Below are 20,995 nucleotides of genomic sequence, written 5' to 3'. Positions count from 1 at the left end.
GGTTTGGATGAACGTTACCACCCGCTTCACCGAGGAGATGGTGTCGCTAGCAAAAAGTTATTCCGACGATTCGGACGAAACTGCCGCGCCGGAAGGCGGCGGCAGTTTCGCGGAGTATGCGATCATTTCCCTCCACGGACTGCGGATTTTCCTTGATGAAACCTACGAGATGATCATCAACCGCCTAGAAGTGATGCCGCCAATTTTGGAGATCATCGGGCTTGAGCCCGAGGATCTCCCGCATCCATCGACGTTGAATAAGTGGTTTGATAAGATTATCATGGAGGTCTGGCGAGTGCTTCTGCGCCAGTCGGCGCAGCTGCACGAGCCGTCTCCACACGTTGCCGTTGATGCAAACTACTACGAGCGATCACCGGCGAGCAAACACTACTGCGACCGTACAGACTACCGTGTTCAGACGGTTGAGGCGACGAAACTCGTCGATACAGAGACGCAAGCCATCCTAGAGGTTCACTGCACAACGACTCTGGAAGGAAGCGACGCAGAGTTGCGGACTCTCACTGCTGACAAAGGCTATGACAGCCAGTATTGCGTGAAACTCTTCGAGAGATGGGCATACGTCCGCTAGTGAAGCATCGCGTCTTCGCACCATATGACCACGCGCACAACGCCCGGATCTGTGACGATCTCTACAACCAGCGATCAATGACCGAGACGGTGAATTCCTCATTCAAGCGCTCGTACGGCTCCGCCGTCCGAGCGCGTGAGTGGTATCGTGAGTTCCGTGAAATTGTCCTGACGTGTCTCGTCTACAACATCAAACAGTACCTAACCCGCAAATTCCAACGCCGTATGGCGATTCAATAGAGCCGTTTATTTGAAGATTTGTTCAGCATACCGACGAGAGGGGAAAAGTTCGAAGTAAATGAAACCATTATATAAAAACTAATCTGGCTTTAGTCATCAATCCATAAAAATAATTGGGGAATGACCGCGGTGGATCTATAAAACTATAACTAGGGCATCATTTAAAACTCTCTGATGAGTCAATCACCACCGGAAGCGCTTCACTAAATTTTATTTATAACCAAGTGCTTCCAATCTATCTTGGACATAATCATTTTTCTTTGAGATGAAATCAACATTGTGCTCTTCACTGGCCCAGTTATCTAATGCATTAACCAGACTTTGTCGTGGATTTGACTGCGAAATATCATCAGACTCATTTGGATCACTTTTTATATCATATATCTCAAGATCTAAAGGTTCCATGTCTCGATCAAAAGTTCTTATTATTTTAAATTGGTCTGTTCGAATGCCTGCATAAATATAACCACCAACGTCGGGCGCGGACCACATATAGGCAGGAGTAAAATCTGAAGAATATGATTTTCCAGACCAAGATTCAGGGAGCGAACTGTCTAATCCATTGACAATGGTTGGTGCTAGATCCAGTTGACGTAGGGGTTCACCGAAGTCACGTTCTGAAAGTGTCCACCTACTGAGGAATGGGACCAATACTGTCTCATCATAAAGACGAGCATGGCCATAGACACCATGATCAAATTCCTCTCCGTGATCCCCAAGTAACAAGACAGTAGCATTTTCTGGGATTTTATCAACAAAAGTTGAAATCTTATCGTCCAACAATTCAATACATTCCCAGTATAGTTGTTCCACTCTCCTCTGCGTGAATTTTGTAAGAGATTGGGCCGTTTGATACTCTGTGAATTTATAGTCAAGATTGGCATAGTAAGAGCCCACCAATCCGATATCCCTCGCTCTGCGAAGGCCGGGATGATATGGTGAGTGAGGTTCCATTAGATGGATCCAAGTAAATGTCGGAGACGTCTGATTAGTCCACCAATTATTAGCTTTCCTGAATACTTTTTCCGCCGGGACTTCCTGTCGTTGAAAAAGTAAACGGTACAAGTACTCTACCGTCTTTTTCACTTTATTACTTTTCACCCTACCAGTAAAATATCCCGCGTTCCAGAACGTGTCGAATTCATCTGCCCACGCATTGAGAAATGGATTACCAGCAACGAAGCCCCCTGTTGAATAACCTAATTTAGAGAGTTTGCCCGGCAAAGAAAATGTACTATCTGATAATTCCCCGTCTTCGAAAGCTTCCCAAGCATGGTTACTCGCTAAGAGTGTAGGAAAAACTCCGGCTGTGTATGGAGAATGACAAACCGCTTTTGATTTTTGGAAATCTTCTAGACTATCCAGAACTTTTGGCATTTTTGAGATTGCATCATGACGCCAGCAATCAACTGTGATTATGATAATATCATTCATATTGTATTTAATCTAGTGAACTAATTTATGTCTATGTTTATTGCTACCAGATTTTTGATTTCTTCCATAAATTTATTTCTTTTGAATTCGGATTCTCTATTTGATAATCTATTTCGGATCGTCATGACGTTCTCTTTCGATTCCAAGCATCTGCTAATTTTCACCACCGCATCGTTGTTTGAACTATAACATAATGAAGATAGTCGTTTAACAATCTCTACTTGCCCCCCATTATTTGGTACAAACGGAATTGTACCTCCCGCGACAAATTCGGCGACCGCCATTCCAAAGTGTTCAAACGGTTTTGTGTGGAGGCCCCAACGGTGGCGTTCAATTACCTCATAGAGTTTTTCTTGTGGTACTCGGCCCTCAATTTTCAGCCAGTCGTAGTTTTCTCCCGCCCTTACTATCCGACGCCCATATTGTGTATCTACGTCAATATTCCCGACAAGATGAAGATGTACATCGTAACCGTTTGATCGGACCTCATTAATGATATCAATTGCTCGGTGAGTGTGCTTGTCACGCGACACTCGCCCAACTGAGACAAATCCATTTTCACGCTGGTTCCATGGTATTCCTTCGAATTTGTTGGTTCTAATTGGGGGGTACACGACAGCTGGTCGGTTGTGATATAGCTTCTCTATTTGATCGGCCGTCCATTCGGAGTTAGTTAATAGTTCGCTTTGTCGAACTACGTCCGGAGTAGCTCCACTAAGCATAGTATACGCCTTGTTGAAATTTTCGCCAAGCGGGCCCTCAATTTCGAAGTGTCCTCCACCTTTCCACCGATTTAAAAACGGGTGATGTAGATATTGGATAGCGGGGGGAGAAAGAGGGAGTTCGCCGTGGGTGCTGATTCTTAGATCAAAGGAATTCCACTCGCTTCCATATCGACGCGAAAGTGCTGATAATTCAAGCCCGGTTTGGACACTAGCAGCACCTCCGGTAGCCTTAGAACTGAGCGTATTGACCAAGCGTGTGGAGCGCGCGAGCCACGGTGGCGCATGTACTGTAACATTATCTACATCCGTTCCAAATGCTTTATTCAGTCTCTCAAACTCCGGTTCTTCGAGAGCGAACAGATGTACGTCGTAGCTATCCTGAAGTGCCTCGAGAATGTGAAAGCAAACGGATTCGCCACCGCCGATACCGAACTTGCGGTGGATGATGGCGATTCTCGTCATCGGTCGATGAGGTTCTCGTAGACATCATTGAGCCGACCTCCGATTGTGTCCCAGTTATATTTCTCTTTGATCAGCCGTCTAGCATTCCTCCTGAGACGGTCGCGCAGAGCATCGTCTTCCAAGAGACGCTCAATACTGGAGACAAATTGCTCGGTATCGGTATCACTACACAGTACGTGTTTGTTGTGCTCAAGCTCAATTCCTTCCGTACCTTTCTCCGTCGAGACGATCGGAAGTCCGACCGACATGTAATCGAACATCTTCAGCTTCGTCGCCGTCCCGGAAGTGAGTGGAACAACAGCCAAGTCCATCGCATTGAGAGTTGAATAGAGATCATCCACAAATCCCAGTGTAGTCACGTTCTCCAGATCCGTTTCTGGAGTCCCTTTCCCGATGATGAAGAATTGCACATCGGTACGGTCACTGAACTGGGGAGCAATAACGTCAATAATCCGTTCTGCGGCCTCAAGATTGTGTGTTCCAGTCTCGTAATTTCCGTGGAAGACAAGGCCAACCGTGTCAGGCCCAAGGCCGAGTTCGTCGCGGACGCTCTCTCGAGGAGTGAGCTCTGTTTGATCGACAGGGTCGGCACCATTAGGAATGACCGTAATTTTGTTCCGATGAATCCCGTTGAGTTGTTCCATCAGCTTTGCATCCTTCTCACTGACTGTGATCACGTGATCAGCGACTCTAGTCGCAATGGATTCAAGAGTGGGGATATAGATTTTGCGTGAGTGTTTCGTAATCGCGCCGAGATTTCTATTATCGAACTGCTTAGCGCGTTCGGTCATCACGTCGTGGGCATCAAGCACAACACTGGTGTCAGATCGAATGAGGATTGAAAGTAGTTTTGAGAGCACAATTCCTGATGGATACGGTATGTGAATAATATCTGGACTTTGCGTTCTAATGCTTTTATACAGGTGCCCAGCCAATGAGTAATCCAAGTCTGAAACAAATCCCGGTGTTTTACCATCATATACAATAGTTTCAATATTTTTTGGAACATCATTTCCGAATTTTTGGCCAATGACGGACACATTATACCTGTCTACCATTTTAATAATGAAATTATATAGTCTATTTTGCCCTCCAGATCCCGCTGGATCGAGAGGATCTGAATGAGGATATACAAAAATAACTGTGATATTTTCAGTCATTACCCTACTTATGCCTGAATGTTTTCAGACGGACTTCTTTGATTTCCTTGACGATTTTCTTTGGGATCATATGTCGTAGGTTTTATTTTTTGTCCCAACCAGAGGGACTTCTCGCATAGTGGCGTGTTGTACCCAATAGCGAGGGTCCCACAGCCATCGTTCACGTATTGTATAGCCATGATCTGATATAATTATATCGTATTTTAAGTTGAACAAGTCAGAGAAACGTTCGTCTTTAGTAAGCCAAGAACCGCCGTATAGCAGTAGATTATATACGTGTCTTTCGAGAGAAATGAGGAGATATTCGTGTGTCTAGGGAGATTATCTCAACTTGTCTTATGAGTTGTCTCAATAGCTTTTTAACCACCAGTTGCTCAAAAAAGTAATGTGAAGGGCGTGGTATTCTGTCACGCTCTCACAATTAACGACGATGCTTCCCATTTAGAGTGTTCCAGACTGTTCAACAGTATCAAGATTGAACTGATCAGTAAGGTGTCTGTGGACTGTATTAGCGTGTGGGGAGTCATCACTTATCTCACAGATTTCATAAACAAATGCCTTTGAGTCGGAATCTTAACACCCTTTGCGAGATATATCGGAAGCTTCTCTTTGAGGCTGTTGACGACAAATCAAACAGATGTTCATCTTCTATCTGTATACTGCTTGGTCTCACACTACATTCAAGCAAGCACTTCCTCTAATCCGATGTGGTCAACTGAGCCTACTCAAAGCAAATCTAAAATTACTGATTGGCTTCCTCTGAGACGCTTTATCCAGTTTGTGATTGGGCAGCATACAGATTTGCGTACTTTTCATCGTGTTCTACGAGCGTTCCGTGCTCGCCACTCTCTACAATTGACCCATCTTCCATCATGTAGATTCTATCTGCATCGGTGATGGTAGAAAGTCGGTGAGCGATGGCGATGATACCGTAGTCCCGGTCCATTGCCTCAATGGCCTTGTGAACATCGGATTCAAGATGGCTATCAAGATCACTTGTCGCCTCATCCAGCACCAAAAAATCAGCATCCTTCAAAATGGCTCTTGCAATAGCGACGCGCTGCTTCTGTCCACCAGAGAGACGAACACCATTATCTCCCAGAACAGTGTCGTATCCGGCCGGTAGATCGTCAAGGAACTCATCAACCTTCGCAATTCGGCACGCACTGTCAATTTCTTCATCCGTCGCGTCCCGGTTGCCGATTGTGAGGTTGTATCGTAATGTATCGTTGAAGATGAACGGATTCTGTCGGACCAGAGAGACACGCGATCGCCAGTCGTGAATCTCAAACTGGTTTATCGACTTTCCGTCTGCGGTAATTGTTCCACTGTCTGGGGTATACATTTGAATCAAGAGTGAGACAATTGTCGACTTCCCAGCACCCGAAGGTCCTGCGAATGCAACGAACTCGCCACGTTCGATATTAAAGCAAACCCCATCGAGAACCTGTTCCTGGGTCGTCTCGTAAGAAAAATCCACGTGATTAAACGAAATCTCTTCCATCGGGGCCGGAACCGACGCCTCTCCACTATCCTCTCGGTTGTTCTTCAGGCTCGTGACAAACGTCTGCGTCCTAACGAGGTGTGGGAGATCGTTCTCCAAAGTGTACACTACGTCGTTCAGGTTACTCAGTTTTGGCCCCAGCCGGAACATCGCGAACAGGAATACACCAAGTACCCCAACCGAGAGGTTCACTACCTCGATACCAACAAAAATCAGCGCGAAGACGGTTGCCGCCGTCATGAACTGATTGAAGTTATTGATAATCGCCTGATTCCGGCGCTGGCGAACCAAAGAGACGACATGTTGGTTCACCGCGGAACCGAAGTCTCCAAACAGTTCGTTGTGTAAATTAAACGCTTTCACGTCTCGGATGCCTTGCATCCCTGCCTGTACCGACTCCTGAACCCGCTCGTTCGCACTGGCTACCTTGCTTCCGACGCTGAACCCGGATTCAAGTACTCGACGGATTCCTAGCATGAATCCCCCTAAGACGACGATACTGGCGAGCATCAATACGGGTGAGAGTGCGACAGCAACGAGTACGTAGGCGAGACTGATGAGTGAGAGTTCGAGTGCCCGACGAATCCGACGAATCGTACTGGCCGCGTACTGTGTCTGCGTGATAATAGCGTTGAGCATCTCGTCCGAGCCTTTCTTGTCGAAGTACGCGATACGAGCATCTAGTGCATTCTCGAATGTCTCTGTCCGGAGGTATCGCATGTAATCCATCCGGAGCTTTGCGGTTAACCAGTCGATGACGAAGGCAAAGGTGTAGCGGACAGCAAGAATTGAGCCGACACCTAAAATGATGTATTGTAACGTGAACGGGATGCCGACGAAATCGTACGCCCGCGCGAACAAACCAACAAGACCCCCGCTTGCTTCGGTGTTCCCCTGAGTAACCTGGATAATCGGGTAAATGAAGCCCAACCCTACACCTTCAAGAACTGCGACCACGACACCTAATGCGACAATACTCGCGGTGAATTTCGGGCGGTAGCGTGCCACTTCCAGCAACGCCCGAAACTGTTCTCGTCGGGAGATCATCTCATCGGTCATACCCTCACCCCGTGATGGTGCTCTCTGAGAACCATTCTGTTCTATAACCAGACAATGTGAGGCATAAGTTTGCCGTTGTCCATACACTCAACAAGTATTGTACCTTTGCCCCTCTATAGCGGTAGTGTTTAGATAAGCTGGTTCCATGCTAAGCTGAGCGAGCTGATCCAGTCGTCGGCAGTCTCCGCTAAAGCTTTGCTGAAACAGTAGTTGGATAGCAAGACCAAGATACACCGCTCAGTGATGCCTCTCGTCCTTACCGAAGTTCTCTCCCACCCAAAATTGACTGGAGCTGTTCAGGTGGGTCAAGTCCTCGCCGTTTCCACGTCGCCAACATCGTTGTTATTGTCTCGTGAATCTGGACCCCTTCTGCCGAACGGAGGGTCCGAAACATCTTCCGAAGGACTACTTGCTCGCGCAGAGCCCGCTCTGCGCGATTATTCGTCGATTCAACGTCTGGCTCAGTCACAAACGTCAGCCAATGACCCAACCCATTGCTGATCTTCTTGATCAGCTGCTGAACCTCTCGGACCTGGTAATCTTCCCTAATCAGGCCCTCTAAGTGCAAGGACGCTTCCGCCCGCTTCTGCTCGCGGGCGGAAGCGGACGGATCTCCTTCGACGAACGCCGTTAGATCGTCGTGGAGTGCGTGCAACTCTCCAGACAGCCGCTCTGCTTCGTCGTACCGTTCAGCGACGTACTCGGCTTCCCGCAACAGATGCGCCCAGCACCGCTGAAGCTTCGTGTGATAACTCGGATACGCTGACCAGCCGTCACAACTGAGCGTCGAGTCCTCGGCGAATTCCTCGCCGAGGACGTCTTCCAGGACCTGACTTCCACGGCTCTCATCAACCCAGAACAGCACTTCGTCATCAGTGACGAACGTCCACGCCCAGTGTTGCTCTCCGTCAACCGGAAAGCCTGTTTCATCACAGTAGACGACCTCACTCTCTCGAATCTTCTCTTTGACATCGTTGTATGCGGGTCGCAGCCGGTCTGCGACCCGCTTGGTTAAGTTGTAGATCGTCCGGTGGGAGATCGGAAGGTCGAGCTCCCAGTCAAACAACTCGGCCTGTTTTCGGTTTGGCAGTCGTTGATGGAACCGACCGAGAGCGGTTTGGGCCAGGATATTTGGCCCAAACCGCCCCTTTTCGGGACAGTCAGGATGCTCAGCAACGACCTCGTTTCCACAGGAGCAGTTGTGTTTGCCGAGTTGGAACTCTACGACGGTGGTTGGAACGGGAAGCGGGACATCGATAACAGTTCGTGAGAGGTAGTTATCAGGGTTCGAGAGGATTTGCTCACAGTCTGGACAGTATCCCTGATCAACCCGAATCGTCTCTTCGGGTTCTGGTGGCGGTCGTGTTGTCCCTTCGTGACCTTCACTCCGTCCGGGCGATGAGTCGCTGGCGGCGTCAGGGTCGCCGCCAGCGTCGTCTTCTTCAGATTCTTCGTCTTCATCCCCGTCTTGACCGTCACCACCTGGTGATTTAGCCGCACCACCCTGCTTACTGGGTGGTGTGTTTGGGTTTTCGTACTGCTTGAGGCGTGCCTCAAGCTGTTCGATCTCCTGTTGTTGTGCAGTGATCTGGCGGCGTAGAAACCGGTTCTCAAGCTCTTTGATTACCAACTGCTGGCGGAGTAGCGGACTATCATCGGTGCGGATCACGGAATCTATCGATTCCGCTGATCCGCGACTCCCCAGCGACACAATAGTTCAGTACTGGTGAACGATCTATGAGACTGCTACGAAATCGTCTCGGCATGGAACTGCTATCCAACTACCTGAAACACTTCGAGAAACGGATAGTTCGACGATTTATATCTGAAGACACGTTCGACGGCATTCCGATCTCCATGTTTTTCATATTTGAAATCGTAGCTCGCTCGGTGACACGCAACTTGCAATGGTTGTGCTGCATCAATGAGATACACTGCCTCAGAGACGTCATGTTTCTCACCGATCTCAGTGAGGAACTGCTGAGCAATCATGGTGTTCTAGTTGTTTCAAGCAATTCGTTCGCCTCAGCATCGATTGCTGCATACAGCCAATACTGTTGGTCGTTGAGATGGATCACCGTTTCGTCAACCGCAGTGTAATCTGGATTCTTGCCAGATTTTGGCCGTAGATCGGCCTTGTGAATCCAACTATGAACTGTTGATTGAGCACGTTGGATACCGAATATCACAAATACTCGAACAATAGTCGAAAGTGAGAGACCCAACAGATGTAGCTGAATACTGAGCTTCATCAGAAACTCTGGTGTCGATTCTTGTTCCACAAAAACTCGAAGCTGAGAACATCTTCGACGGGCCGGAAGTAACTGGATTCGTCGTGGTCAGCGGCGGTATCTTCAACGTAGTGGAGGCTGAACTCGTGGTCCCCGGCAGTTGTGATGGCTGTGCGGGTATCGGTGCCGCGGCGTTGGAAGCGTTGTTCACTGTTGCCGTGTGCGTGTTTCTCGCCGCAGAGTGCCTCGACGCAGGCTGCGTCGAGGCTCTCGACAAGGCCTTCGAGGAGGACCGATTCGATGTTTTGGTCAGTAATGAACTCGGCAAGCGTGGCCAGCGGTATCGTTTTGTCGTCGTCGATGCTAACGGTCAACCGCACGTCGATTGTGGCGTGCATGGGGCACCTCTCGGACTGGACACCAGAGGCGTCCCTTTCCTCAAGGGAGTCAGTTGCTACTGAGCTCTAGAGGACTTTGCAACACGACTAGGCTTTCGATACAGCTCCCGGCGTAATTGGAACGCTCTGAGATACTGTGTCAACTTGTCTTTAGAGATGCCTCGATGCGGCGAGAGCCACCGTCGCACCAGCGACGCGTGGCTCTCGCAGGTATTGACGTGTACCCCGTCGTCGGCATATTCTCCGTCGCTATGGACGACGTATTCGCGGTCGAATGCGTCGTCCGATTCAAGTGGTTCGTACGCTCGAAAGCCGTCTGTATAGACGGTCAGCGACTCCTGGTGGCGGTCAGCCAGCAGGAGTCGAATCGTCGATTCGTCAGCGGCTTTCGCAGGGATAACGTACCGCTGTCCAGTACCGCGGTCAGCGATAATGAACACGGGTGGCTTGTCACTACCATATGTTCCGCGCCCACGCGTGGACAGGCCACGCGAGCGCGACTCTTGATCGCGCTCGCGGCCTTTCTTTTCGGCAGAGACGTACACCTCGTCGATTTCGACTGGTCCGACGAGATCGAGGGAAGGCGCATCAAGTGCTCTGGTGAAGCACTCGATGCGCCGGTGGACCGTTTTGTGTGTTACTCCAATTTCGTACTGTAGTTGGCTGAGGCTCGTGTTAAACCGGAGAAACGCATAAATCGAGAACAGCCACAGACGGAGTGCAATCTTCGAGTAAGCGAAAATCGTGCCCGTCTTATCGTTGAACGTGCGGTCGCAATTCTTACACAGATACCGTTGAAACTCTCTGTAGCTGCCGTTTCTGACCGTCCGGTCAGAACGGCAGCGAGGACAAGTTACACCGTCACACCAGCGAACTTGTTGGAGCAGATTCGCTGCGACTGCTTCCGATCCGAACACATCGAGCGGAATCATTCGTGTCGGCCACCGCTGACGCGGTGGCCTTGTCCTCTTCGACTCTGGAGCGACCGCTTAGCAGTATCAACAATCTCCTACGGATGAGCGATCGTTGGAACACTCGATAGCTAGCGTACCGAATCACGGATTCGGCACGCAGCGTGGGCAATGGACACCGTCTCGCCAGCGAACCTGTTGCAGCAGGTTCGCGGCCCGGCGATCCGAGACAAAGGTCTTGATTGGAAATGTTGTTTGTCGGGTGACACAAACGTGTAACCTCTACCTACTATGACTTTCAACTACTTTTGAGAACTGACCAACGATCCTCTACCCAAGAGCATCCATCAATGATAACCGAGTGCATGAAGACGCTCATCTCTTCCTATATCGTCGACACTACGGTCATATGACTTCGGACTATAGGTATTTAAATCAGAGGCAGCGGTTTTCACCCACGGGACGTTCTGCAAAGGGGGGAGTGGCATGTCGGGAGGATGCCCATAGATCCCCTGCTCTCCGAACAGCTGCCCGTGATCTGCAGAGATGACTGTGTCGGGGGCATCAAGATTCTCCAGGAGGAGTGCAACATCGTTTAAAACAAAAGCAAGAGTTTCTCGGTAAGCTTCAATGGCTTCGTCAAGATCAACATGACCTGCATAAATTGCTGGCCATACACCTAATCCCTCTCCGTAATCATTCTCACTTTGATTCCCCTCTAGAATTGTTTCGATGTCGTCATCTGATTGGCGTATGAACGGTGCATGAGGCTGCATGTAATGGATAATTAGTCTATCATACGATTGGGACCGTGCTAGCTTAATTGCCCTATCTGTCACCGGGCGAGGAGGGACCACATTGAGCGATGAATCTGTCGCATATTTCCAGACATGATCTAAAAACTCAACTTTTTGTACCTCTGGAATTTCTTCGCTAAATGGGTTGGCTGTTATATAGGCTGTGTTGTCTAGTTCGGTTGGGGTGATATTTGCGAATGTGTTTGACATCCAAGAAGGACTATGTGTTGCCACAGATGGAATTTGATTAAAGTCCGAGAGAAATTCAAATTTGCATGACTGTCTCTTGAGTTCATCCACTCTACAAGCATCTAAGAGAATCAATGCATCCCAATCACGTTCATATACATTTACCCCTATAACATTATTTTGGCTTCGTATAGATGCTTGTCTTTTCCAATACCTAATACCATCAACAAATCCAAATCTATTTATCTCTGTTTTCAATCGATCTGTAATACCAGGAATTATACCCATGTATTGTTGATAAGAATAGCTAAATAATTAACCTTTCTTTACATCGGATATAGTTAAAAACGTGGAGTAGTTCAATCTCATTTATTAATTTACAACTACGTTTTATATCTTTATCACTCTTTTGTTGTTCGTTAGAGTTAAACAGTATCAACGAAATAGCTACAATAACATTCAAACGCAATGGCACAGTATGAAGGAATATAAATTGTGAAATTAGTGTTAGCAGATCTGCATTGGAAAGGACATCATACCCCGTATGTATCTCTTATAAGCAGATATTTATTGAAAGAAGGCAATAAGGTTGTGTTTATAACGGACCCAAGTCACCAGCGGCTTGATGAGCTTCCTGATCATGAACAATTCCAAATTCAGGAAATTTCAGTCCCCTCACCGCAGAGGGATCCAAGCGAGGGACTCATAGGATCTATTTCAGAACAGAAAGTTCGCACCCAGCAGATCAAATCTATATTGAGTGCGGCGGAAGGTCAAAACTGCGATGTCCTCCATCTCTTGTGGTTCGACAGAACACTTGTTCCGTACACCATCGCCTCGTTGCATCTAAAAGCCTATGATTTCTCTGTAGTTGGGACCCTTCACAGAGACTCTTTCACGTCCTCCGGAGGGGGTGTTCTGAAACAAGCGACAAGACAGGTTTCCACGTTATCATTAGCCTCAGTTCTGAAGAGCAAAGCCCTTGATGTCCTCACAGTTCACGCAGACAGTATTAAAAAACGTCTCCTTGCGCAGACAATCTGCATCTCGGAAGAAGATGTCCAAGTCATCCCCGCTCCGACACCTGATCTTTCGACCCATTGTACCAAGCAACAGGCAAGAAAGAAATTGAATCTCCCACAAGATAAACCAATTATCTTGTTTTTTGGAGGACTACGATACGAGAAGGGGCCAGATATTCTCGGAAAAGAACTTGGAGCGCTAAACTGTGAGATCACAGTAGTCTTTGCTGGCTCTGCCGTTGATTATGATGAGGACGATGTCGATGAGTGGATTGAAGGAGCTAATGACTCTGTTGAGGTTGTAAGCCATCTCGAATTCATCCCTGAATCATTGGTCGACTACTACTTCATAGCTACGGATGTGCTTGTGCTGCCTTACCGTCGAAAACGTGGTATTTCAGGGCCCATGCGCAGAGCCTGCATGACCGGAGTCCCTATCATTGGTAATCAGGATTCAGACATCGGTGAAATAATCGATAGGTATGACCTCGGAGAAACGTTCACACGTGAGTCGGGTCAGGATCTTTGTCAAGCTATCGTTAGTCTAATAAACTCAGAAGAAGATTACCAGAATAGTCTTGAAAATTACGCAAGGAAACAACACTGGGAGGAAGCAGGCGTTGCTCTTAAACGACTCTATCGAGAGGTCGCCGAAACTTGATTAAGTGCGGATTTGCGTGAAGAACCCGTGACAGATTACCCAAATAGCGACGATACTCCTCATCAATCATTTCAACAAATTGATGACGATATTCGTTATGTGACAACAGAGGCAGATGGTAGCTGTGGGATTGGCAAATACACACAGCAACTAATAGAATCTTTTGAGAACGTCAGGGCAACAAAGACAACATTTGATGCTGATACTGCCACCATCCTAACCTACATTTCTCTCGCACTTAAGGCATGTATGTCTGGTGAAAAAATTATACATGTTCAGTTTGAATATGGATTGTATTGTGAATCCATTTGCGAAAAATCGAATATACCAGCTGTAGCTGCGGTTCTATTTTTTCCACTGCTACGTTTTCTTTGTTTTCTACATAGGAAACGAATTTTTACTACAGTCCATACAGTTCATGATAGTGAGGACGATCAACGTCCATGGTATGGGGCCATATATCTAAGATTCCTTCATTCACTGATAGCCTGGTCCTCAGAGACAGTTATACTTCTCTCGGAAGATAGTAAAGCGGACTTTGAGAGGGACAAGATTCTCGGGAAAATCGAAGACCTTCCACACGGTGCGGAATTGGATGAATCTACTTATATTCCATCTAGTGCTGCGAAGGTCACGTTTGGCTATAACAAAGATGAGACAGTAATAGCCCTCCCAGGTTACATGGAACACCGAAAAGGCCATCGTGACTTCATCCATCTAGCCGAACAATTCCCAGAGTATGAGTTTCTTATCGGTGGGGGAGCCAGAACCGAAACCATGGAATCTTATGAAGAAGAGATCCGCCGTCAAAGTGGTGAAAATGTACAGATTACTGGCACACTCGAGGAAGAAAGATTCAAGCGAGTCTTCCAAGCTGCAGACGTTGTTGTACTCCCGTATCGGGATATCGATCAAAGTGGAATATTTAATTGGTGTGTAGTCTATGAAACTCCTATTGTGGCATATGATTTGCCATATTTTAAGCGTTTGCAGGCTGGTTGGGGAAGTGTAGATGTCGTTCCTAAAAATAATGGAATCAAGGAGTTAGCTTCCGCCGTACAGCACACTATTAAGTCTGAGTCCCACCGTGAAAAACTAAAATCCGGCCTCCGTGCATATGGGAAAGCGAATTCTTTCCAAGCCGTCGCAAAGGCCCATGCAAACCTATATCAACAGACTATATGATGAAGAAGAAAAATATCGGAGTCGTATACTACCCAGGCCCGAAGTTATCTGCACGTGGAAAATTTAATAGAAAAGCTCTTGATCCTCTTGTAAAACGAATTGGTGCAGAGAAAGTGAAGATCGACGCGTACTGGCCTTTCCCAGATTTCGAATTCAGAGATATTCCTATTCTTACTTATATTGACTCATGGGCCACAACTATGCAGTATCGAAGGAAACTATATCAGGCCGCCCGTCAATACGACGTTCTCTTCATTTCCTCACAAGATTTTCTCTGGATTGACCCCGAGGTGGCAAATTCTACAATCATCCCATATGTGCATGATATTTTCCCGGCAACTACGCTCTTTTCAAGTAAACTTGAGCTCAATCGAGCTCGAAAATATCTTACGAACGTCGTGAAGTGCTCTGAGATCGTTTGTGCATCCGAGGAGACGAAACGTGATGTGTATCATCGAACACCCTTTGATGGAGAGGCAACAGTAATTTACCAAGGCGTTGAACAACCATGTGTACAAGTCAGCAATCGGTCGATTGATTTATTATACGTTGGAAGCGTGATTGAGCGTAAGGATCCTACGTTTCTTCGAGAATCTATCGCGTTAGCCGCTAAATCAGGATTTAATTGTGTCGCAGTCAATTTTAAAGAAATCGATTTACCGTGTAAGGTATTATCAGGAGTTTCTGGAAGACAATTAGCAGAAGTGTATGCATCCTCTAACTACTACCTTCATCCGTCCAAAGCTGAAGGTTTTGGACGGTCACCAGTAGAAGCACAGACGCATGGTACGATTCCTTTGGGGCGAGATATTAGTATCAACCATGAGATACTGGGAGAAGAAGGCAAAGATTGGCACTCTGTATCGACACCAAATGATGTAGTGAATATAATAGAGCGTGAGGTACCACGTTGGCAACGTAGAGCAGCAACTGAGAACGCCGAACGGTTCTCTTGGAACAAAACCGTAGAGGGATTGAGTGCGGTCCTGTCTGGCAATAGCCTGTGAATTACTTATATATTCAGTGGTTACTTCCAAGGTAAATAATTGGTCGCGTCGCAAAGTCCTCTAGAGTTTGCCTCTGGTGCTCTCAGTTGAGAGGTCACAGCTCATTGCTGTTTTGGTTGATCGCTGGAGCAGTTCGTCGAGGAACAGCTGGTAGTGAGATGGATCAGCGTACTTCACGAGCCGAAGTTGGAGTAACGCCTCTAGCCCCTCTGCTGTCCAGCGCATCCACTGGTTCTTACACCGCTTGCTGACTTCCCCCATCAGGCGTTCGACGGGGTTCGAGGTCCACGGCACCTCGAACCCCTCAATAGCCTCAGCAAATGTCACGATTGACGGCAACCACCCCTGGAGATACACCGCAGCCTTCAGAGTTCTACGAAACCAACCCCCATCTACTGATACTACAAAGCCGAAAATTCAGAAAACATTTATAATATAGGATTCGGAATTCTGTCCATGAATACTCACTTGAAGGGTGCCAAAAAAATATATTCTGAATCTGGGTTGCTAGCTCTGATTTCGCGCACATTTCAGTTCATCTTAAACCAAAAGGTGGCCCCTTGTACTCCTCGAATTTACCAGCGTTGTAATAAAGTCACTATTAGACATCACCGAATTGGTGAAATATGCTCAGCAGAATACGACACTGGTGGATTCATTCGGCCCACTTATGAGGAGGGTCTACGAAGGGGCGCTCAAAAGGTTATACAGCCGGGTGATGATGTTACCATTCTTGGGGGAGGCGCTGGGGTGGTAACAACACACGCTAGTCGCTATGCAGGACCAAACGGGAGCGTACGCGTTTTTGAGGCATCACAAGAGATGGTGGATGTATTAGAGGAGACTATCAGGCGAAATCGGACTAGCGCTCCTGTTGAAGTTAATCACGCTGTCGTTGGTGACATTGAAGAAGTCTGGGGAGAGCTTGGCTCACCAGAAAATGTATGTACTAATGAACTTCCATCTGCAGATGTATACATTATAGATATAGAGGGTGCAGAATTGGAAATACTAAATGAAATCCCACAGCCTCGTGCCGTTGTTGTTGAATCTCATGGTGTTCTTGAAGCACCCACAAATAAAGTTATTGGTACTCTCTTAGAGAGAGGATACAACATAAAAACGGTAGGAGTTGCAGAACCCTCACGAGAAGAGGTCATGAACAGCAAGGATGTCCGGGTAACTGTGGCGACGAAATAAGATCCTCTCACAAATAATCGGAAGAATTTATAAACATTAGGTAGCATCCATAAATATGATCCAAAAATGGAAAAGAGCTATAGAGATATTTCGAAATAACGGAGTAAGAAAATTATTTACTGAAACACGGAACTATACCAAGACACGACTGGAGGAATCTATATTTATTCCCATAATAAACAATACTTATTCAAGCGGGGTGGATATGGCGGTAGAGGATTGGGATCACCTATTGATATTGGATGCCTGTAGAGCAGATATGTTTGAGGAAGTGGTTGGAAAAGTTGGTGACTCCTACCAACGAAGGAGGTCAAATGGATCTGCCACTCCAGAGTGGATCAAGCGCACGTTCGCGAGCAAGTCGATGGGAGATACTGTGTACGTGAGCGCGAATCCGTGGGTATCTAGGCAAGCTCCTGATTCCTTTCATGATATCATCAATCTCTGGGTAGAACTCTACGATCTTGATCATGCTGACTTGGCTAATGCTACAGATATGAGGAAATTCGATTTTGACTATGGTACAACAATTCCTGCCCGTGATGTTACCAATCGAGCAATAGAGGTAGCAGAAGAGTATCCAAATAAGCGGATTATCGTCCATTATTTTCAGCCCCACGCCCCCTGTATTGGACTTCGAGATGGGACAGAACGTGAAGAACCTTCAAGGATACACCCGGAAGCAGACTCCTACATTGAAGGCGATGTTTCAAAAGAAGAGCTCTGGGAGGTATATTGTGAAAATACTGGATACGCTTGGCATCATGCACAGAGATACTTGGAGTCCGTTTCTGGAAAAAAAGTCGTGACTGCCGATCATGGTGAGTTATTTGGTGAACTCCTTCGCCCATTCCCTATGCGTCGCTATGCTCACCCGGATAATCTACATCATCCAAAATTAACTACGGTTCCTTGGGCTGAATTTGAAGATGAAAGACGAGAGATTGAAGATGATGGTTGTAATAGCATCCTTGTTGATAAAGAAATTATTGAAACTCGGTTAAAACAACTTGGCTATCAGTAGTATTAAGAACTAACTACACCTTCTGAATTGAATTTAAAGATTGTCGCTCTTGGGTAGAGGATTGTTGGTCAGGTCTTAGCAGTAACTGGAAGTCTCAGCCAAGGGTGACACGTTCGTGCCACCCGACAAACGATGTTCCCAATCAAGACGTTTGTCTCGGAGCGTCAAGCCGCGAACCTGCTACTAGTACCTAAGAGAAGAACTGCAAGCGAGAGCCGAGAAACTCATCGATCCACGATTTGGCGAAGCTGAGCCGAGAGGTGAGTTGCTCGAAGAGATCGGAGACGAGAGCGCGGAACTCGTTCCCGCTCTCGACGATGAGCGGTGAAGCTTCCCACTTGAGACTCTTCCAAATCTGCTCAATTGGGTTGAGATCTGGTGAACCAACCGGGAGGAACACAAAATCGATGCCAAGCTGATGGGCACGCCTTCGGGTGTATTCGCACGTGTGTGCGAAGTGATTATCTAAGACGAGCAGAATCCGCGACGCGGGATTCTGCTCGCGTATCCGTTCTAAGCACTCACAGATCCGCTCCTTCGTTTGATCTTCCGGAAAGCTAACTACGCTTTGACCGTTGAGTGCATAGAACCCGACCGCTGGTTCGAAAATCTGAACCAGCGGTCGTTCATGATGTGGATCATCTACATACTACATCCGTCGTGAGTTATCGTACGGCTGTGGATGTGACGCGTCGAAAAAGCCGACCACAGTACCACCGTCCGTACAGACATCGTCGTCAACAACCCAGCCTTCATCGTCGTCACCCTCGCGTTTGTTGTGAGGCCCATCTGTGTCCTCGGCGAGCGCGTCATCGACGCGCTCGTCGAGAATCTCTTCGGCGTTTTCTGGTCGAGAGGGTCGCTTTGTCCGTGGAATTGCGTACGAGAGACCGAGGTCTTTGAGAAACTCACTCAGATAGACTGGGTGGTATTCGACGCCAAATTCCTCGTTGATAAGATGCTGAATTTCCTGCGGTTGCCATGGTTGATCCTCACGGAGCATCTCAACGAGTTGCTCCTGTTCATCTTCGCCGAGCTTCGGGGGACGACCGTCCCCGAAGTTCGGCGTGAGCTGTCCAAGGCCACCTTTGTTCCACCTTCGCGCCCATCGACTGCCTGTTGATTCAGACTTTCCGACGCGAGCAGCTGCTTCTTCAAGTGTATCGCCTGCATAGAGATTTTTCACAAATGAGAGGCGGCGGACGACCTTCGGATCGTCCGCCTCCGATAGCAAGCGATCAAGATCATCCTCGCTGAGATGTCGAATAATCTCCTTCCGCCGATCTCCGCCCATGAGAAACTCTTCTCACGTATCCCCATAACTTCACTTGAGTACTACGACAGGTTCGCTGGCGTGACGGCATCTATTGCCCACGCTGCGTGCCGAATCCGTGATTCGGTACGGCAGCTATCGAGTGTTTCAGCGATATCGGTGTGAAAATTGCGACCGTACGTTCAACGATCAGACTAGCACGGTCTTTGAACACTCAGCGGTTGCTCTCAGAAAATGGTTCCTCGCTGTCTACACCTACATCCGTTTCAACACCAGTCTCAGACAGCTAGACGTGGTAATCGATGCTTCCTACAAGACTGTCTACCGGCGCCATACCTCGAAGGCCCGGTTGAGATCGACGAGCTGTACGTGAAAGCTGGACTCAAAGGCCGCGAGCGCGACCGACTGTCGCGCTCGCGTGGCCTCTCCACGCGCGGGCGTGGAACACATACGCTGCTGACAAGCCACCCGTGTTTATTCTCACAGACCGCGGCACCGGTGAGCGGTACGTAATCCCCACGAAAGCCGCTGATGAATCGACATTTCGACTCCTGCTGGCTGACCGCCACCAGGAGTCGTTGACTGTCTATACCGATGGCTTTCGGGCGTATGAACCGCTTGAGGAGGACGACGCATTCACCCGAGAATACGTCATCCATGGCGACGGCAAGTACGTTGATGAAGAGGTTCACGTGAATACCTGCGAGAGCCATGGATCGCTGGTGCGATCCTGGGTCTCGCCCCATCAAGGTGTCTCAAAAGACAAACTCACACCGTACCTCAGAGCGTTTCAGCTTAGACGTGAGGTCTTCAGAAAACCACGAAAAGAAGCTCTAAAAAGTATCCTCGAAGCTGCACTATGACTCACCAACAATCTACGCCACAAGAGCGTTGGCGTATTTCAAGTACCGCAGGTTTGCACTGATCGACGAGAATGACGGCTACTTCGTCAGCCGACTGAAACAGAACGTAAACCCGGTCATAACAGAGGAACTCCGCGAATGGCGTGGCGACGCCATTCGCTTGGAGGGAAAGCAGATCCACGACGTTGTAGATGACCTCTACCGCACATACATCGACGTAGAAGTCGAAGCAGAATTCAAACGGGGGCTGTACAACGGCACTCAGTCATTGGATAGGAAGCGATTCCGCGTCGTCGGCGTCCGCAATGAGGACGACGACGACTACCATCTCTACATCACGAACCTCCCGAGAGAAGAGTTTCTCCCGTCAGATCTAGCAACGCTGTATCGGTGCCGTTGGGAGGTAGAGTTGCTGTTCCGTGAACTCAAAACGCAATACGAACTGGATGAGTTCGACACATCCGACCCAGCGGTTGTTGAAATTCTGGTGTACGCAGCGTTGCTGTCACTGCTGGTGAGCCGTGATCTACTGGGGTTAGTCACTGAGGTGGCTGATGTCGAGATCGTCTTCCCACCAGAACGCTGGGCGGTGACCTTCCGGTCGCACGCCCAGCTGATCCTCTCGAAACTCGGTGAATTTTTGGGATATTCGCCACAGCCACTGCTTGAACGGTTGATCGAAGACGCCCAGAAGATACACCAGCAACGACCGATTCTCCAAGAAACGCTCTCTACAGCTACGCAACCGAAGTGTGTGTCCTAACTAAAGACAAATGTTGCCACGTTAGGATACAGGATCAACGGTGCGACTTGTTCTTGTGATGCCCTGTTGAACGCAAGACAGCGTCGGGGTAGGGTTAATTAATCGCGTCTCTACGGTCTATACTCGGTGATTCTCTACTCAGAAGATGCAGTAGCTGTCTTTGATCGGTGATCCGGCACTGTCTAGTTAAGCCAGTTTGAGAAGTGAGCAGTTCGTGGTTTGAGTTGTTGATGCTATCCCCAGAACTGCTCAGTGAGTCGTTAGACACGGCAAATCTTGAATGTTGGGAGCGAGAGCGG

12 protein-coding genes and 8 pseudogenes are annotated in these 20,995 nt (G+C 48.0%); 9 read left to right on the top strand and 11 right to left on the bottom strand.

What is annotated here, in order from left to right:
* The first annotated feature begins 7 nt into the window (after positions 1-7).
* Positions 8-828: pseudogene (locus tag NKJ34_RS15010) on the top strand (IS5 family transposase).
* A gap of 210 nt (positions 829-1,038) precedes the next feature.
* On the opposite strand, the gene NKJ34_RS15005 reads toward NKJ34_RS15010, so the two are convergent.
* The 9 genes and pseudogenes from NKJ34_RS15005 to NKJ34_RS14955 all read right to left on the bottom strand — a co-directional run bounded on the left by NKJ34_RS15005 (position 1,039) and on the right by NKJ34_RS14955 (position 11,986).
* Positions 1,039-2,262, bottom strand: coding sequence for a sulfatase-like hydrolase/transferase (locus NKJ34_RS15005; protein WP_253739114.1), 1,224 nt, complete (start codon positions 2,260-2,262; stop codon positions 1,039-1,041).
* Between the two features lie 20 nt (positions 2,263-2,282).
* Positions 2,283-3,449, bottom strand: a complete 1,167-nt coding sequence (locus NKJ34_RS15000; protein ID WP_253739113.1) for a glycosyltransferase family 4 protein — start codon at positions 3,447-3,449, stop codon at positions 2,283-2,285.
* Positions 3,446-4,609: a glycosyltransferase gene (locus tag NKJ34_RS14995; protein ID WP_253739112.1), complete on the bottom strand. Its 1,164-nt coding sequence runs from the start codon at positions 4,607-4,609 to the stop codon at positions 3,446-3,448. The genes NKJ34_RS15000 and NKJ34_RS14995 overlap by 4 nt, the downstream gene beginning before the upstream one ends.
* A gap of 769 nt (positions 4,610-5,378) precedes the next feature.
* Positions 5,379-7,172 (bottom strand): ABC transporter ATP-binding protein, encoded by a 1,794-nt coding sequence (locus tag NKJ34_RS14985; protein ID WP_253739111.1) that lies wholly within the window; start codon positions 7,170-7,172, stop codon positions 5,379-5,381.
* A gap of 256 nt (positions 7,173-7,428) precedes the next feature.
* A complete protein-coding gene (gene tnpC / locus NKJ34_RS14980) occupies positions 7,429-8,883 on the bottom strand; it encodes an IS66 family transposase (RefSeq protein WP_253739110.1) in 1,455 nt (484 codons plus the stop codon).
* Positions 8,884-8,953: 70 nt separating this feature from the next.
* Positions 8,954-9,502 (bottom strand): annotated as a pseudogene (locus NKJ34_RS14975) (IS6 family transposase).
* Positions 9,433-9,801, bottom strand: a pseudogene (locus NKJ34_RS14970) (ISH6 family transposase); the annotation flags it as partial. The pseudogenes NKJ34_RS14970 and NKJ34_RS14975, both read right to left, overlap by 70 nt.
* A gap of 56 nt (positions 9,802-9,857) precedes the next feature.
* On the bottom strand, positions 9,858-10,733 hold the full coding sequence (locus NKJ34_RS14965) for an IS1595 family transposase (RefSeq protein WP_253739109.1): 876 nt from the start codon (positions 10,731-10,733) through the stop codon (positions 9,858-9,860).
* Between the two features lie 326 nt (positions 10,734-11,059).
* Positions 11,060-11,986: an alkaline phosphatase family protein gene (locus tag NKJ34_RS14955; RefSeq protein ID WP_253739108.1), complete on the bottom strand. Its 927-nt coding sequence runs from the start codon at positions 11,984-11,986 to the stop codon at positions 11,060-11,062.
* Between the two features lie 282 nt (positions 11,987-12,268).
* Here NKJ34_RS14955 and NKJ34_RS14950 point away from each other — a divergent pair, with 282 nt between their 5' ends.
* The 3 genes from NKJ34_RS14950 to NKJ34_RS14940 are packed head-to-tail and all read left to right on the top strand — an operon-like array spanning position 12,269 to position 15,573.
* A complete protein-coding gene (locus NKJ34_RS14950; protein ID WP_253739107.1) occupies positions 12,269-13,381 on the top strand; it encodes a glycosyltransferase in 1,113 nt (370 codons plus the stop codon).
* 27 nt (positions 13,382-13,408) lie between these two features.
* Complete coding sequence (locus NKJ34_RS15910; RefSeq protein WP_253739106.1) at positions 13,409-14,566, top strand: glycosyltransferase; 1,158 nt, start codon at positions 13,409-13,411, stop codon at positions 14,564-14,566.
* Positions 14,566-15,573 carry a glycosyltransferase gene (locus NKJ34_RS14940; RefSeq protein WP_253739105.1) on the top strand — a complete coding sequence of 336 codons (1,008 nt, stop codon included), beginning with the start codon at positions 14,566-14,568 and terminating at the stop codon, positions 15,571-15,573. Before NKJ34_RS15910 ends, NKJ34_RS14940 begins: the two co-directional genes overlap by 1 nt.
* Positions 15,574-15,633: 60 nt before the next feature.
* Here NKJ34_RS14940 and NKJ34_RS14935 read toward each other — a convergent pair.
* Positions 15,634-15,939 (bottom strand): annotated as a pseudogene (locus NKJ34_RS14935) (ISH6 family transposase); the annotation flags it as partial.
* A 90-nt stretch (positions 15,940-16,029) separates the two neighbouring features.
* On the opposite strand from NKJ34_RS14935, the gene NKJ34_RS14930 reads away from it, so the two are divergent.
* Both NKJ34_RS14930 and NKJ34_RS14925 read left to right on the top strand, forming a co-directional pair.
* Positions 16,030-16,773: a hypothetical protein gene (locus NKJ34_RS14930; protein ID WP_253739104.1), complete on the top strand. Its 744-nt coding sequence runs from the start codon at positions 16,030-16,032 to the stop codon at positions 16,771-16,773.
* A gap of 55 nt (positions 16,774-16,828) precedes the next feature.
* On the top strand, positions 16,829-17,797 hold the full coding sequence (locus tag NKJ34_RS14925; protein WP_253739103.1) for a hypothetical protein: 969 nt from the start codon (positions 16,829-16,831) through the stop codon (positions 17,795-17,797).
* A gap of 190 nt (positions 17,798-17,987) precedes the next feature.
* Here NKJ34_RS14925 and NKJ34_RS14920 read toward each other — a convergent pair.
* Positions 17,988-19,091 (bottom strand): annotated as a pseudogene (locus tag NKJ34_RS14920) (IS630 family transposase).
* Positions 19,092-19,129: 38 nt separating this feature from the next.
* Here NKJ34_RS14920 and NKJ34_RS14915 point away from each other — a divergent pair.
* The 3 pseudogenes from NKJ34_RS14915 to NKJ34_RS14905 all read left to right on the top strand — a co-directional run.
* Positions 19,130-19,933, top strand: a pseudogene (locus NKJ34_RS14915) (IS1595 family transposase); the annotation flags it as partial.
* Between the two features lie 28 nt (positions 19,934-19,961).
* Positions 19,962-20,696: pseudogene (locus tag NKJ34_RS14910) on the top strand (IS4 family transposase); the annotation flags it as partial.
* 230 nt (positions 20,697-20,926) lie between these two features.
* Positions 20,927-20,995 (top strand): annotated as a pseudogene (locus NKJ34_RS14905) (IS6 family transposase); the annotation flags it as partial.

It is taken from the genome of Halohasta salina, from assembly GCF_024178165.1.
Classification (GTDB): domain Archaea; phylum Halobacteriota; class Halobacteria; order Halobacteriales; family Haloferacaceae; genus Halohasta; species Halohasta salina.
Note: the sequence above shows the minus strand (reverse complement) of the source record. Positions and strands in the feature narration are given on the sequence as shown.

Coding starts and splice junctions, on each gene's coding strand:
- NKJ34_RS14940 (WP_253739105.1), top strand. CDS start 14,566: ATGAAGAAGAAAAATATCGGAGTCGTATACTACCCAGGCCCGAAGTTA.
- NKJ34_RS14985 (WP_253739111.1), bottom strand. CDS start 7,172: ATGACCGATGAGATGATCTCCCGACGAGAACAGTTTCGGGCGTTGCTG.
- NKJ34_RS14955 (WP_253739108.1), bottom strand. CDS start 11,986: ATGGGTATAATTCCTGGTATTACAGATCGATTGAAAACAGAGATAAAT.
- NKJ34_RS15000 (WP_253739113.1), bottom strand. CDS start 3,449: ATGACGAGAATCGCCATCATCCACCGCAAGTTCGGTATCGGCGGTGGC.
- NKJ34_RS15005 (WP_253739114.1), bottom strand. CDS start 2,262: ATGAATGATATTATCATAATCACAGTTGATTGCTGGCGTCATGATGCA.
- NKJ34_RS14930 (WP_253739104.1), top strand. CDS start 16,030: ATGAATACTCACTTGAAGGGTGCCAAAAAAATATATTCTGAATCTGGG.
- NKJ34_RS14925 (WP_253739103.1), top strand. CDS start 16,829: ATGATCCAAAAATGGAAAAGAGCTATAGAGATATTTCGAAATAACGGA.
- NKJ34_RS14965 (WP_253739109.1), bottom strand. CDS start 10,733: ATGATTCCGCTCGATGTGTTCGGATCGGAAGCAGTCGCAGCGAATCTG.
- NKJ34_RS14995 (WP_253739112.1), bottom strand. CDS start 4,609: ATGACTGAAAATATCACAGTTATTTTTGTATATCCTCATTCAGATCCT.